This is a genomic window from Phormidium yuhuli AB48, assembly GCF_023983615.1.
Taxonomy (GTDB): Bacteria; Cyanobacteriota; Cyanobacteriia; order Cyanobacteriales; family Geitlerinemataceae; genus Sodalinema; species Sodalinema yuhuli.
This window is the reverse complement of record NZ_CP098611.1, coordinates 2,253,011-2,265,470: the sequence shown is the minus strand read 5'-3', so window position 1 is coordinate 2,265,470 and position 12,460 is coordinate 2,253,011. Positions and strand designations below refer to the sequence as shown.

General features: G+C 52.3%; 13 protein-coding genes. 8 read left to right on the top strand and 5 right to left on the bottom strand.

Annotated elements, in window-relative coordinates; translation table 11 throughout:
- Positions 1-92 precede the first annotated feature (92 nt).
- Entirely contained in the window at positions 93-1,109 is a 1,017-nt protein-coding gene (locus NEA10_RS09730) for a type I glyceraldehyde-3-phosphate dehydrogenase (RefSeq protein WP_252665146.1), read from the bottom strand.
- 925 nt (positions 1,110-2,034) lie between these two features.
- On the opposite strand from NEA10_RS09730, the gene murC reads away from it, so the two are divergent.
- The 4 genes from murC to NEA10_RS09710 all read left to right on the top strand — a co-directional run bounded on the left by murC (position 2,035) and on the right by NEA10_RS09710 (position 5,531).
- Positions 2,035-3,543 (top strand): UDP-N-acetylmuramate--L-alanine ligase, encoded by a 1,509-nt coding sequence (murC, locus tag NEA10_RS09725; protein ID WP_252665145.1) that lies wholly within the window; start codon positions 2,035-2,037, stop codon positions 3,541-3,543.
- Between the two features lie 13 nt (positions 3,544-3,556).
- Positions 3,557-4,534 carry a UDP-N-acetylmuramate dehydrogenase gene (gene murB, locus NEA10_RS09720; RefSeq protein WP_309494869.1) on the top strand — a complete coding sequence of 326 codons (978 nt, stop codon included), beginning with the start codon at positions 3,557-3,559 and terminating at the stop codon, positions 4,532-4,534.
- A 67-nt stretch (positions 4,535-4,601) separates the two neighbouring features.
- On the top strand, positions 4,602-4,952 hold the full coding sequence (locus NEA10_RS09715) for a YbaB/EbfC family nucleoid-associated protein (protein WP_252665144.1): 351 nt from the start codon (positions 4,602-4,604) through the stop codon (positions 4,950-4,952).
- A gap of 102 nt (positions 4,953-5,054) precedes the next feature.
- Positions 5,055-5,531 carry a low molecular weight protein-tyrosine-phosphatase gene (locus NEA10_RS09710; RefSeq protein WP_252665143.1) on the top strand — a complete coding sequence of 159 codons (477 nt, stop codon included), beginning with the start codon at positions 5,055-5,057 and terminating at the stop codon, positions 5,529-5,531.
- 10 nt (positions 5,532-5,541) lie between these two features.
- On the opposite strand, the gene NEA10_RS09705 is transcribed toward NEA10_RS09710, so the two are convergent.
- Together NEA10_RS09705 and NEA10_RS09700 are read right to left on the bottom strand one after the other, a co-directional pair.
- Positions 5,542-6,333 carry a sulfite exporter TauE/SafE family protein gene (locus tag NEA10_RS09705; protein ID WP_252665142.1) on the bottom strand — a complete coding sequence of 264 codons (792 nt, stop codon included), beginning with the start codon at positions 6,331-6,333 and terminating at the stop codon, positions 5,542-5,544.
- A 3-nt stretch (positions 6,334-6,336) separates the two neighbouring features.
- Positions 6,337-7,029, bottom strand: coding sequence for an MBL fold metallo-hydrolase (locus NEA10_RS09700; RefSeq protein ID WP_252665141.1), 693 nt, complete (start codon positions 7,027-7,029; stop codon positions 6,337-6,339).
- 301 nt (positions 7,030-7,330) lie between these two features.
- On the opposite strand from NEA10_RS09700, the gene NEA10_RS09695 reads away from it, so the two are divergent.
- The gene (locus tag NEA10_RS09695) at positions 7,331-7,561 is read left to right on the top strand and encodes a photosystem II protein, Psb35-related (protein WP_252665140.1); all 231 of its coding nucleotides are present in this window, start codon (positions 7,331-7,333) and stop codon (positions 7,559-7,561) included.
- A 293-nt stretch (positions 7,562-7,854) separates the two neighbouring features.
- On the opposite strand, the gene gyrB is transcribed toward NEA10_RS09695, so the two are convergent.
- Positions 7,855-9,798, bottom strand: coding sequence for a DNA topoisomerase (ATP-hydrolyzing) subunit B (gene gyrB / locus NEA10_RS09690; RefSeq protein ID WP_252665139.1), 1,944 nt, complete (start codon positions 9,796-9,798; stop codon positions 7,855-7,857).
- Between the two features lie 173 nt (positions 9,799-9,971).
- On the opposite strand from gyrB, the gene miaA reads away from it, so the two are divergent.
- Both miaA and NEA10_RS09680 read left to right on the top strand, forming a co-directional pair.
- Positions 9,972-10,883, top strand: a complete 912-nt coding sequence (gene miaA / locus NEA10_RS09685; RefSeq protein WP_252665138.1) for a tRNA (adenosine(37)-N6)-dimethylallyltransferase MiaA — start codon at positions 9,972-9,974, stop codon at positions 10,881-10,883.
- Positions 10,865-11,632, top strand: a complete 768-nt coding sequence (locus NEA10_RS09680) for a hypothetical protein (RefSeq protein ID WP_252665137.1) — start codon at positions 10,865-10,867, stop codon at positions 11,630-11,632. Before miaA ends, NEA10_RS09680 begins: the two co-directional genes overlap by 19 nt.
- On the opposite strand, the gene NEA10_RS09675 is transcribed toward NEA10_RS09680, so the two are convergent.
- On the bottom strand, positions 11,594-11,941 hold the full coding sequence (locus NEA10_RS09675) for a Dethiobiotin synthetase (protein WP_252665136.1): 348 nt from the start codon (positions 11,939-11,941) through the stop codon (positions 11,594-11,596). The two genes, NEA10_RS09680 and NEA10_RS09675, sit on opposite strands and share 39 nt — an antisense overlap.
- 70 nt (positions 11,942-12,011) lie before the next feature.
- On the opposite strand from NEA10_RS09675, the gene NEA10_RS09670 reads away from it, so the two are divergent.
- Positions 12,012-12,380, top strand: coding sequence for a YccF domain-containing protein (locus NEA10_RS09670; protein WP_252665135.1), 369 nt, complete (start codon positions 12,012-12,014; stop codon positions 12,378-12,380).
- The last annotated feature ends 80 nt before the right edge of the window (positions 12,381-12,460 follow it).

The window sequence follows — 12,460 nt, the reverse complement described above, 5'->3', positions numbered from 1 at the left end:
GACCATACTGGCCGCCTCTTCATGGGGAATAGGATATCAGAAATTCACTGGAGCGGGACGAACCCTTGGAACTCCCAAACCTGGGGGGGGGACTAGCCGACCCATTTCTCAGACACCAGTTCAGCCAGGTCAACAACCCGTTGGCTGTAACCCCATTCGTTGTCATACCAAGCCACAACTTTAATCAGATCACCATCCATGACTAAGGTGAGGCTGGAGTCCACAACAGAGGAATCGTTGGCTCCCTTATAGTCGGTGGAAACAAGAGGTTCATCACTGTAGCCCAGGATACCTTTCATGTGACCGTTGGCGGCATTTTGCAGCACTTCGTTCAGTTGCTCGGTAAAGGTTTTACGCTCCACTTGAGCCACTAAGTCCACAACAGACACGTTGGGGGTGGGAACTCGCAGGGCAATCCCGTTGAGCTTGCCTTTCATTTCAGGAATCACCAAGGCTACAGCTTTGGCGGCACCGGTGGAGGTGGGGACGATGTTCATGGCTGCGGCCCGAGCACGACGCACATCCCGGTGGCTGGCATCGAGGAGCCGTTGGTCCCCGGTGTAGCTGTGGGTGGTGGTCATGGTACCTTTGATGATACCGAAATTCTCATGCAGCACCTTGACGATGGGAGCTAAGCAGTTGGTGGTACAACTGGCATTGCTGACTACGTTGTAGTCTTCGTGCTTATAGGTTTCATGGTTGACGCCCATGACATAGGTACCAATGCTACCTCCTTTCCCTGGGGCGGTAATGAGAACCTTTTTGGCTCCAGCTTGGAGGTGCTTGGATGCACCTTCTTCCGTCACGAAGACCCCAGTGGATTCCACCACTAAGTCAATGCCCCACTCTTTCCAGGGAAGATTCAGGGGATTGCGATCGCTGACGCATTTAATCGTCTTGCCGTTGACAATAATCGAATTACTATCTGAACTGACCTCTGCATCTAACTTGCCCAGCATCGTGTCATACTTGAGCAAATGCGCATTGGTTTTCGGATCAGAGGTGTCGTTGACCCCCACAATTTCCAACCCGCTATTTTCACGGGTTAACCAGCAACGCAAAAAGTTGCGTCCAATACGTCCAAAACCATTAATTGCTACTCTAATCACCTTGTTTCCTCCTAACAGCGATCGCCCACCAAATCGATAAACGGGCTTGACGTTACAACCGAGCTATACAGCTCGTTCACAGATATTCAATCTTGACAGACTGAGTCTCCTGCGTCAGTGAGAACGAGTCCAGACGGGAGAGTAACCCGGCGTCCGTCTAAGCAGACGGCTGGTGTTCCACGTTTGGTCGCCTCCACAGGCAGTTTTGAATCCAGTTGATCCCCCATCATTACGCTGCATCTGAGCGCATGGGGTCAACAAGTCGTTATGAAATTTTCGTGACGCAGTTCGGTGACTCTGACCTACATCTACCGACCCAACACAACATGATTATTGGGTTTGTTTGCTATCCTATCGGCTCTCCCTGCCATTCTCCAACCCTTCGCCTCTAAAGCATCATGGCGGTACTCTGGCAAGTTCAGGTAGCGCCTTTCATCATATCGCAAAGCCTGTCCGTTTCCTGATCATTTTTGTCCGGGTCAACTCGGACTGTCCAAGACTCCCCAAGTTAGGCGTTGCTTGTCTGAGTAACTGGCTCCGGGGCGATCGCCGGGAATCAGAAAGTGGATAAATTGCACGGATTTACCCAAACCGACGCTGAAAGCTAGTTCACAGACCTACAGACGCCAGTACAGTCAAGGGTGGGTCTGTTCCTGGGTGCGAGGTCTTGGCCCAACGGGTACGATTTGGGGTCTGGCTCACGAGGAGATATCATAGCCGTCAACCCGAGACATCAAGCTCAATGACGGATCAACCCATCAGAATGGAGATCATCAATTGATGAGGTGATCAATCTCATCTACCCTCCTCGACCGATATGGCTAAGATGAGTAGTGTTCAATTTGTCCAAAGTCGTATCGCAAAATAACAATACCTGATATGATGTCGCGTGTTATCGGTACGGTGTGGTGTGTTAGGAGCGAAAATGCCGGATTCTGTTGATTTCAGCGGCAAGCCATTTCATTTCATCGGCATCGGTGGAATTGGCATGTCTGCTCTAGCATATGTTTTAGCGAAGCGCCAGCTTCCCGTGTATGGTTCGGATCTAAAGTCGAATCACATTACTCAACGATTACAAAAATTAGGTGTTCATATTTTCTGGGAACAGGAAGCTAAAAACTTAGAGGTCTTTACGGCTACTTCCCTATCCCACTCCGCCGCTCCCGAGACGGCCCAGCCCGATGGCTCGAAGGAAGGGGCGATCGCCCCTCCAGGATTGCCCCAAGTGATTTGCTCGACAGCCATCAACCCGAATAATGGGGAGTATCAAGCTGCCGTGGCTCTAGGTTGCCCCATTTTCCACCGTTCCGATGTTTTAGCGGCTCTCATCCAAACCCACCATAGTGTTGCCGTCGCCGGAACCCATGGTAAAACAACCACCAGCAGTTTAATCGGCTATTTACTCCTACAAGCCGGACTCGATCCGACCATTGTTGTGGGGGGAGAAGTGGAAGCCTGGTCAGGAAATGCGCGACTTGGAAGCAGTCCTTATCTAGTGGCTGAAGCGGATGAGTCCGATGGGTCTTTAGTTAAATTTGAATCTCAGATTGGGGTCATTACAAACATAGAACTGGATCACCCCGATCGCTACCAAAGCCTAGACGAAGTCACCGGCATTTTTCAGACCTTCGCCCAACGGTGTCAAACCACCATCGGCTGTATTGATTGCGATGTTGTCCGCGATCGCCTCAAGCCGGACATCACCTATAGCCTCGACCCCGAGCGAGGGGCCGACTACACCGCCAATGCGGTTCAAGTCTCCGCTCAAGGAACCCAAGCCCAAATCTGGGAGCGAGGCACCTGTCTCGGGGAGATTCACTTGGGATTGTTAGGAACTCATAACCTGAGTAACGCCTTGGCGGCCATCGCCGTCGGGCGATCGCTAGGACTGGACTTTGGCCCCATTGCCCAGGGCCTCCAGAGTTTTAAAGGGGCCCGGCGTCGCTTTGAACTGCTGGGGGTTGCCAATGGGATTCGTTTCATTGATGATTACGCCCATCACCCCAGCGAAATTGCCGCCACCCTCTCAGCTGCCCGGTTGCAAGTGGAGGGGGACACATCACCGAGTCAGCGACTGGTCGCCATTTTTCAGCCCCACCGCTACAGTCGAACCCAAACCTTTATCCGCGAGTTTGCGGAGGCCTTCGGCGATGCTGATGCAGTAGTCGTCGCCCCAGTGTACAGTGCTGGTGAAGCCCCCATTGCTGGAGTTAGCAGTAGTCATCTGGCCTCGGCGATTGCTGAACATCACGATGCCGTCCATCCCCAGGAGACCCTAGAGGAGTTAAAAACCTTTCTCCAGGACTTTCTCCAACCTGGGGATTTGGCCGTGTTTTTGGGTGCTGGTGATCTCAATCAAATTGTCCCAGATTTACTCAACTGGCATGGCCAGCTCGACTACGAGCGTGATCACGTGCAATCCTCCCGTTCCTAGGTATCTCTGAGCGATGATGATATTTTCTCATTCAAGCCCACCCCCATCGATGGACTTGGCCAATCCCGGGCCGATTCATATTTTGGGTGCGAAATGCCCTCTATATCCCCAAATTCCCTTGGCTAAGATGACGACCCTACGGGTTGGAGGTGTGGCCGAGTGGTACATGGCCCCACGGCTTCTCGATGACCTCTATGGGGCTTTGGCCTGGGCGAACTCAGAAGGCTTACCAATTACGGTTCTTGGGGCGGGGTCTAATTTACTGATTGGCGATCGCGGCATCCCGGGTTTAGTCATTAGCACCCGCTATTTACGGGACTATCATCTAGATGGGAGCTTGGGAATCGTCAAGGTCGCCGCTGGCTTTCCCCTCCCCAAACTCGCCTGGGAATTAGCCAGTCGTGGGTTAAGTGGTTTCGAGTGGGCCGTGGGTATCCCGGGAACCCTGGGTGGGGCCGTGGTCATGAATGCCGGCGCTCACCGCAGTTGTTTGGCGGATAATTTAATTGAGGTAGAGGTCTTAGACAGCGATGGTGGCATTGTTACCCTGCCCCGAAGCGCCCTAGGCTATAGTTACCGCACCTCTTGTCTACAAGGTAGTTCTCAGCTCGTCCTTGGAGCCACCTTACAACTGCAAGGGGGAGAAGACCCCCTGCTGGTGCGACGGCGCACGGACAAGCATCTTAAACAACGTCATGGGACGCAACCCTATCACCGCCCCAGTTGTGGCAGTGTCTTTCGTAATCCTAAACCTCAAGCGGCCGGTTGGTTAATTGAACAGGCGGGGTTAAAGGGATATCGTGTGGGGGGTGTTCATGTGGCCAATGAACACGCTAATTTTATCCTCAACAGCGGCCAAGGAACGGCTCAAGATGCGATCGCCGTCATCCGTCATGTGCGGGACGTCGTTCGTCATCGTTGGGACGTTGAACTCCAACCCGAGGTCAAACTCATCGGGGAGTTTTCCCAGGATGTCAGTGATCTTTGGTGACAAGGGCGCTGCGATGGCACAATGGGTCGTACTTGCAATTTAATGTGACGCGAGAGTTTTAAGCACGATGTCTAAACAACAAGGACAAGGATTTGGATTCGGCTTGGGCAAGATGAAAGAACTTGCCGCTGCTTTCCAAAAAGCCCAAGAAGTTCAAGAAGGAGCGAAACGTCTTCAGGAAGAACTCGATTTGCTAGAAATCCCGGGTCAATCCAGTGATGGGACGGTCACGGTCGTCCTCAGCGGCAACCAAGAACCTCGGGGGGCTGAAATCTCTCAAGGGGCCCTGGACCAAGGACCTGAGGCGGTCTCTCGCTTGGTGACGGAAGCGATGCAGGATGCCTATAACAAATCTACGGCAACGATGCGGGAGAAGATGGAAGAACTCACAGGCGGTTTAAATTTACCGGGGATGTAAGTTCACCACGGTCGGAGAACTTCCAAAGCCTGCACGTGCAGGCTTTGGTCTTACTGGGTTCGTTGTCCCGCGCCACGACTATGACCTGATATTGAAAACACGATGGCATATCATTTACTTTTTGTTTGTCTAGGCAACATTTGCCGATCGCCCTCAGCGGAAAATATCATGCGCCATTTGGTAGCTGAGGCGGGGCTAGAGGACAAAATTATCTGTGATTCGGCGGGAACGTCGAGTTATCACATTGGCAGTGCCCCAGATGCTCGGATGCGCTCAGCGGGGAAAAAACGAGGCATTGAGTTAGTGGGCCAGGCCCGACAGTTCATTCCCGCAGATTTTGAACAGTTTGACCTGATTCTGGCTATGGACCGGGATAATTATGCGGGCATCATGGCCCTCGATCGCCAAGGGATATATGGCGATCGCGTGCGCATGATGTGTGATTTCTGCCGTCATCATCAGCTCAAGGAAGTCCCAGACCCCTATTACGGTGGGGCAGAAGGCTTTGACCGGGTGATTGACCTCCTCCTCGATGCTTGTGAGGGCTTATTGGAGGAGATTCGACCCCAATTGACCTAACCCCAGGGTTTTAGCGTTGAATCAAGATGAAAATTGAGACGGCCAAGACAAAATAACCAAAGCCTTTTTGCAGGTGAGAGGCATCCAGGCGACGGCTTAATAACGCTCCACCATAGGTTCCTAGGGTTGCGGCTAAGGTAAAGGAGAGGATGAGGTTCCAATCTAAGGAAACTTGACCTAGATATCCCCAAAAAGCGGTGGCGGATTTTAGGCCAATAATCAGTAAAGAGGTGCCAATTGCCTCCTTAATCGGGGTTCCCCCAAGTAGAACTAGGGCGGGGATAATGGCAAAGCCACCGCCAACCCCAACAAAGCCGGTAATGACCCCCACCAACAGTCCCTCTAGGGGAATCAGTACGGTTTTCCCCAACGATGGGGATTTGGCTGTTGCTCCTGGGTCCGGTTGGGGGTCCAGTTGAATGGGGGGATTGTCTCGTTTTTTACGAATCATCAAAATGCTAGCCAGTAACATGACGATGCCAAAGGCTACCAGTTGGATGGTATCGCTAATAAAGGGCAGTTCCGCGAATCTCGCTCCAGCATAAGCCCCCACCATCGCCGCCGGGGCAAAGGTCAGGGCCAGTTTGAGGCTGACGTGACCGGCTTTAGCATGGGGAATCAGTCCGATGAGACTGACTACTCCGACAATAAAGAGACTCGCGGCGATCGCCTCTCGGGCCGATAACCCCATGACATACACCAAAATGGGGACCGCTAAAATCGAGCCACCGCCGCCAATGAGTCCTAAACTCAGGCCAATGCCTATCGCAAGGAGATGTCCAAGAATCCAAGTAATATCCATTAGCTAGGCAGGCACGTTACCGCAGCGTTGGTTCGCCGGAACCGCTTCGGCAATTTTTTTGGGATCGGGAAGGTTCAGGTTCGCCATCAGTTCAATGAACTCGGTGCGATCGCGGCCGGCAAAGCGAGGATTATGGCGTTTTTCTTCGCCAATGGTGGACACGGTCTGACCTCGGTAATCATGGCCGGGATAGACTAGGGTACTCTCGGGTAGGGTGAAGAAGCGTTGGGTAATGCAGTCGTAGAGGCGTCCCGCATCCCCACTTTGGAAGTCCGTCCGTCCACAGCCACGAATCAATAGAGAATCCCCGGTCAGTAGATGGGTTCCATTGACGAGATAGGCCATATGGCTATCAGTATGGCCCAAACTGGCGATCGCCTCCAGTTTGACCTGACCGACGACTAACTCCTCTCCATCCTGAATAAAGCGATCGGCACAGTTGGCTTCCGCGTTAGCGGGGACAATTCCCTGACAGCCGGTTCGTTCCCGCAGTTTTCCCGTTGCAGTGATGTGGTCAGCATGAACATGGGTTTCTAAACCGTAGCGTAGCGTCAGGTTCAGTTCTTCAAGCAGTTGTAAATCCCGTTCGAGTTGTTCGAGAACCGGATCGACGAGGATGGCCTCGCGAGTCTCCTCATCGGCGATGAGGTAGGTGTAGGTTGACGTCTCTGGGTCGAAGAGTTGGCGGAATAGCATTTTGGTCTCTGGGTTGAGATGAACAAGGGCGGAGAGTGATAGTTGCCAGTTTAGCTCACGTTCGCCTTAATTTTTATTAGCTAGTTATATGATAGCATCACCGATTGGGTTTTGAAAAGACCTTCTCAATTCTTTTATGTCTCCCCCCAGTTCCTTATCTCAAGGAGTGGCTCATGGGGGGATAAGAGCGAAGGGTACGGGTATCACTACCCCCACCTCGTCAAGCAAACTTTACAAAGATTTATAAAACGTTATAATGGTTTACAGAACGAGGTAAAACACCGACATAGGAGAACTCAATATGACTTTGTTTATCATCGCCTTACTATTGACCGGCTGGGCTGCTGCTGCTGTACTAGGTACCCAAGCCTACTTCCGTGGGGAGCAAACGAAGCCCATCCACGAACGTAACTGGAACTCTGAAGGATTCGATCGCTTCGCTGAAGCCTTCACCGGACAGAAAACCGACTATCGCCAGCGTGTCCCGGCTTATAGCCTGGATGTCTATCAACGCAACCGCTTAGGCGAATAGTCGGTTCACCCCAATCTCTTCTCTAGACCAGATTGAGATTATACGAACACCCCGATGAGGTCACTCTCATCAGGGCGTTTTTTTTGGGGGGAAGGAAGGGGCAAGAGGCAAGAGGCAAGAGGCAAGAGGCAAGAGGCAAGAGGCAAGAGAGAACCACAGAGTCACTGAGGACACAGAGGATAAACCCGAGATGGATTCCCGCCTTTTGCCTTTTGCCTTTTGCCTTTTGCCTTCTTCCCCCTTTTGCCTTTTGCCTTTTGCCTCTTGCCTTCTTCTTGCCTTCTTCCCCTAAATTAGATGTCTAAATCTGTGAGATTCAGTTTTGGCCCTTCTGTTTCGATGAATTCTCGGCGAGGGGCGACTTTGTCTCCCATGAGAACCGTAAAGATGCGATCAGCTTCCACCGCGTCCTCGATTTCCACTCGTTTCAACAAGCGAGTTTCTGGATTCATCGTGGTATCCCAAAGCTGGGTGGGCATCATCTCCCCTAACCCCTTAAAGCGTTGGATATTATAATTGGCGTTGCTAGGGAGTTCGTTGAGATGGCGTTGAAGTTCGCGATCGCTGTAACAATAGTGATGGTTGCGACCCCGTTCAACCTTGTAGAGGGGCGGACAGGCAATATAGACAAAGCCCTGTTCCACCATATCCCGCTGATAGCGATAGAAGAAAGTTAAGAGCAACGTACGAATGTGGGCCCCATCCACGTCCGCATCGGTCATGAGGATGATGCGGTGATAGCGTAACTGGGACACATCAAAGTCTTCTCCTTTAATCCCTAATCCCAACGCCGCAATCAGGGACTGCACCTCATTGTTCTTATAAATCTTGGCGTCATCAGTTTTCTCGATGTTGAGGATTTTACCCCGTAGAGGCAAAATGGCTTGGAAACGGCGATCGCGCCCCTGTTTAGCACTGCCTCCCGCAGAATCCCCCTCAACAATGAAAATTTCCGACTCGGAGGGGTCTTTGGAACTACAATCCGCCAGTTTCCCCGGTAACGTCGAGGATTCTAACACTGACTTACGACGGACCAACTCTCGGGCCCGGCGGGCCGCTTCGGCGGCGTTAAAGGCCTGAATGGCTTTCTCTAAAATTGCATCCGCCACATTGGGACGAAACTCTAGATACTCCGTCAGCACCTCTCCCACCAGGGAATCGACAATCCCCCGCACTTCAGGATTGCCTAACTTGGTTTTGGTTTGTCCCTCAAACTCAGGATCGGGGACTTTCACGGAAATAATCCCCGTCAGGCCCTCTCGGATATTTTCCCCGCCTAGGTTGGGCTGATTATCCTTGAGTTTGTTGCGTTTGCGGGCGGTGACGTTCATGGTCCGGGTGAGGACTGACTTGAGACCTTCTAGGTGTGTCCCCCCATCTACGGTGCGAATATTATTGGCAAAGCCCAGGAGTGAGTCACTGTACGCATCCACCGACCATTGCAGGGCCGCTTCCACAACGACACCATCCCGTTCCCCTTCCACATAGATAATTTCATCATGGAGGGGTTCTTTATCCCGGTTCATATATTGGATATATTCGCGAATCCCCCCTTCATAAAAGTAGGTTTCAACGCGAGGTTCTTCTTTCCCCAAGAGATCGAGGCGATGGTCACTGAAGGTGATACGAACCCCGGCGTTGAGATAGGCTAACTCCCGTACCCGAGCGCCGATGGCGTTAAAATCAAACTCAATGCCTGTGGTAACGAAGATGTCACGGTCGGGGAGAAAGCGAACTGAGGTGCCAGTGCGTTGCTTCTCGGGGCTGGGTTTAGTTGTTAACTCTGAGGTGGGTTTTCCCCGTTCGTAGCGTTGACCGTGAATTTTTTTATCTCGCCAAACGGTAACTTCGACCCATTCTGAGAGGGCGTTCACGACGGATACGCCTACCCCATGCAGACCTCCAGAGACTTTGTAGCCACCACCGCCAAATTTTCCCCCGGCGTGGAGAACGGTCATGACGGTTTCCAGGGCTGAGCGTCCGGTTTTGGAGTGAACATCGATGGGAATCCCCCGTCCGTTGTCGGTCACGCTGACTGACCCATCGGCGTGAATATCAATTTCAATATGCGTACAGTATCCAGCCAGAGCCTCGTCGATGGCATTGTCGACCACCTCATAAACCAGGTGATGTAAGCCACGTGGACCGGTGGAGCCGATGTACATCCCCGGCCGCTTGCGAACCGCCTCCAGCCCTTCTAGAACTTGGATTTGATCGGCACTGTAGCTACTAGTCATGACAAATTGCTCCACACGTATAGGGGGTTAAACCCCTAGATTTTTTAAATAACGACAAAAATCACCAAAATTCTAACACAAAATGGCTCACGGCGCGTTTAGACCAAATTGGGGATAAATTAGGGTGGGGGTTGGATATACTAAAATTTGTTGAGTTTGCGGGGAGAGAATCGGTGAGGGGCCTAATCGTGATTTGTGGAGCGACGGCAACGGGAAAATCGCAGTTGGCGATCGCCGTGGCCCAGAGGCTAGGCTCGGTCATTCTCAGTGCGGACTCACGACAGGTATATCGGGAGTTTGACATCGGCACGGCGAAACCGAGTCTTGAGCAACAACGGCAGGTTCCTCATTATTTTATTGATAGCTGTGACCCCCGTGAGACCTTTACTATGGGACAGTATCAACGCCAGGCGCAACAGCAGATTGCTCGGCAGCATCAGAACTGTCCGGAGTCGCCGCCGCTGTTGGTGGGGGGAACGGGACTTTACATTAAGTCGGTGACCCGAGGCTTAAGGATGCCGGCCATCAGCCCCCAGCCTCAGTTGCGATCGCAGCTTCAGCGGTTGGGTCAACGGCAATGCCACCAACTGCTGCAACAGGTCGATGAGCCAGCGAGTCAACGGATTCACCCCAATGATGCGAGCCGGACCTTGCGAGCGTTAGAGGTCTATTACGTCAGTGGTCGTCCCTTATCAGAACAACAAGGAGAACAGCCGCCCAAGTATCCTATTTTACACCTAGGATTGCACGCCGATCCAGACCCGTTACGAGAACGGATTGCCCGGCGAACTCGGCAGATGGTGGAGATGGGGTTGGTCGAGGAAGTGAATCATCTGTGCGATCGCTATGGGGATGATTTACCCTTATTACAGACCTTGGGCTATGCCGAGATGCGAGGCTACCGGCGAGGGGAGATTTCCTTAGAGGAGGCGATCGCCCAAACCACGTTACATACCTGTCAGTTTGCCAAGCGTCAACGAACCTGGTTTCGCGCCTATCCTGAGATTGAATGGTTTGATGTCAACGACAGTCACTTAACTGAACGGGTGTTCACGCGGATTCAACAATGGAGAAACACTTGCTGATGCTCAAACAAGCCATGGTTAAGCCTCTCGCGTCCCTAGTGGGAAGTGCGATCGCCCTCATCTTAATGGCTCCGGGCCCCGCTTGGTCCCTTCCTGGGGAGAGGGTGAGTGAGGTGGCAAATTGGATTTACAGTAATCCCCTCCTTCCCGATGGCCGACGGGGAAGTTTACGAGTTAGCCGTAGTGACGTTCCCGGCCAACGGTTTACCTTTGTCGCCTCGAAAACCCTGCCCACCCAGCGGGGTTTAGGGGTTGGGGAAACACGGATTCGCAGTGAATGGCTTGAACTCTTGGACTATAACAATGGGGTCACCTCTGAGCGGCTGGTTGAAGCTGTCCGCTCCGTCTATGGCCTCGACCTCTATCAAGACTATCGTAACGCCGAGTTAGTCTATGAGTATGTTCACCCCACCGGTCCGGGGGGCCAGCATCAACGGCGAGGTCAACTCTGGCAGGGCGATCGCTTTGGCTACTGGCTAGAGATTACGGAACGAAACGGTGAAGAGCCAGTATTGGGCAAACTGGCCCTGATTCTCCTGGACGATATCCCCACCGTCAAAACTGACTTACAGGCCCTAGCCCCCCAAGACTCCTCTGTGGATGATGACGTTGAACTAGAGGTCGAGGAGACTCCTGAATTAGAGGCTGAGGAAACTCCTGAACCCGAGGCTGAAGAAGAGTCTCATGAGGACTCCCCTGATATTTATACCTCACCCTTGCCAGACTCCGGAGAGGATACTAGAGACTAACTGGTCGAGCCGTTCCAAATCAGAGATGAGGAGAGGAGACCAGGCCACTCGATTGCGGCGGCCCTCCTCAAAATGATAACGGCTATCCCGAGCCAGGCGATGAAGGGCGTAGGCGAGAGGGCGATCAATCTGGGACTGTCCTTGCAAGGACTGATAGAGAATCTTTAAGGCCAATAACACCGAGGTCATTTGTCCAGGAACCGGCGACTTACCCTGCTGCAATAACACCAAGAGGGCATTGGGATTACGTCGCTCTTGTAACGCCATGCCTTGATCGAGGATGAAATTACGGGCTGTTTGCTCGTCCATAGGGCAAATTTCCTGGATTTTGCGGTTTATAATGGGGGCCTGGGCCAAACTTTCATCAATCTAAACCACTATGAGCCTTATTGGGAACGTTATTTGGCTAATTTTCGGCGGCTTGCTCTCGGGGCTGGGCTATATTATCGGCGGACTGGGACTCTGTTTGACCATTGTTGGGATTCCCTTTGGACTGCAAGCGATTAAGCTCGGTTTTGCTACCATGACCCCCTTCGGACGCAAAATCGTTGAAGATGACAACCCCAACAGCACCCTCAAGACGGTCTTCAATGTCATCTGGATTCTGCTGTTTGGTTGGGAGATTGCCCTCTCGCACCTAATCCATGCTGCCATTTTGGCAATTACCATCATTGGTTTGCCCTTCGCCAAGCAACATTTTAAACTGATTCAACTGGCCCTGTTCCCCTTTGGGCGGTCATTTCAGTAGAGTTGGACGAGTCAGGTTCTAGGGACGGATGAGGGGACTTAAGGCATTTTCCAGGGCTGAGACGGCTCGAATATCCTCGA

Excerpts from the sequence above, each read along its gene's own strand:
- murC (WP_252665145.1), top strand. The coding sequence starts at position 2,035 with ATGCCGGATTCTGTTGATTTCAGCGGCAAGCCATTTCATTTCATCGGC.
- murB (WP_309494869.1), top strand. The coding sequence starts at position 3,557 with ATGATGATATTTTCTCATTCAAGCCCACCCCCATCGATGGACTTGGCC.
- NEA10_RS09715 (WP_252665144.1), top strand. The coding sequence starts at position 4,602 with ATGTCTAAACAACAAGGACAAGGATTTGGATTCGGCTTGGGCAAGATG.
- NEA10_RS09710 (WP_252665143.1), top strand. The coding sequence starts at position 5,055 with ATGGCATATCATTTACTTTTTGTTTGTCTAGGCAACATTTGCCGATCG.
- NEA10_RS09705 (WP_252665142.1), bottom strand. The coding sequence starts at position 6,333 with ATGGATATTACTTGGATTCTTGGACATCTCCTTGCGATAGGCATTGGC.
- NEA10_RS09700 (WP_252665141.1), bottom strand. The coding sequence starts at position 7,029 with ATGCTATTCCGCCAACTCTTCGACCCAGAGACGTCAACCTACACCTAC.
- NEA10_RS09695 (WP_252665140.1), top strand. The coding sequence starts at position 7,331 with ATGACTTTGTTTATCATCGCCTTACTATTGACCGGCTGGGCTGCTGCT.
- gyrB (WP_252665139.1), bottom strand. The coding sequence starts at position 9,798 with ATGACTAGTAGCTACAGTGCCGATCAAATCCAAGTTCTAGAAGGGCTG.
- NEA10_RS09680 (WP_252665137.1), top strand. The coding sequence starts at position 10,865 with ATGGAGAAACACTTGCTGATGCTCAAACAAGCCATGGTTAAGCCTCTC.
- NEA10_RS09675 (WP_252665136.1), bottom strand. The coding sequence starts at position 11,941 with ATGGACGAGCAAACAGCCCGTAATTTCATCCTCGATCAAGGCATGGCG.
- NEA10_RS09670 (WP_252665135.1), top strand. The coding sequence starts at position 12,012 with ATGAGCCTTATTGGGAACGTTATTTGGCTAATTTTCGGCGGCTTGCTC.